We start from the raw sequence: 739 nt of genomic DNA on the forward strand, positions 1-739 counted from the left end.
GTCGTGCTGCGCACGGTTGCGCGCACCTTGGGCGACGCCGACCGCGACGCGCTGTTCGCCCGCATCGGCGCCGACCTGTCGCGCCATCTCGACGACGCCTCGTACCTCGCGGTGCGCGTGGCGCCGCAGGACGTCGACGCCGCGACCCGGGCATTCCGCGCCGTGTGCGAGGAACACCGCTGGCAGCTCAATCCCATGGTGACCGCCGATCCCGACGCGGAAGCGGGCAGCTGCGTGTGCGAGTGGGACCACGGGATCGTGGCCGGCGGCCTGCCGCTGCTGCTGGACGCGCTCGAACGCGCCATCGGTGCGCTCAAGGGCGGCGCCGGCGAGAGCGGGGAAGACGGCGCCGCGGAAGAGGACGAGGAAGAGTACGAGGAAGAGGAAGAGGAAGAGGAGGAGTACGAGGACGAGGAAGAGGACGAGGAAGAGGAAGAGGGCGGGGAAGAGCGCGAGGAAGACGCGGCGCACGCGGCGTACGACGACGGCGCCGACTGGGGGGCGCCATGAACGACGCCATCGCCTTCCTCGATGCGCTGGGCGGGGCGCTCGACGCCGCCGAAACGGTGGTCCGGCACGGCAAGGTGGTCGAAGCCGTCGGGACGCTGCTGAAGGTCGGCGGCATCGACGTCATGCTGGGCGAACTGTGCGAGCTGCGCGACGCGCGCGGCACGCTGCTGCAGCGCGCCGAGGTGGTCGGTTTCACCCGCCAGTTCGCGCTGCTCGCGCCGTTCGGCGA

2 pseudogenes are annotated in these 739 nt (G+C 71.7%); both read left to right on the forward strand.

From position 1 onward, the window contains the following. Positions 1-510, forward strand: a pseudogene (locus ACEN88_RS33335) (hypothetical protein); the annotation flags it as partial. Beyond that, positions 507-739 (forward strand): annotated as a pseudogene (locus ACEN88_RS33340) (EscN/YscN/HrcN family type III secretion system ATPase); the annotation flags it as partial. The pseudogenes ACEN88_RS33335 and ACEN88_RS33340, both read left to right, overlap by 4 nt.

It is taken from the genome of Massilia sp. CT11-108 (assembly GCF_047302915.1).
Taxonomy (GTDB): domain Bacteria; phylum Pseudomonadota; class Gammaproteobacteria; order Burkholderiales; family Burkholderiaceae_D; genus Telluria; species Telluria orientalis.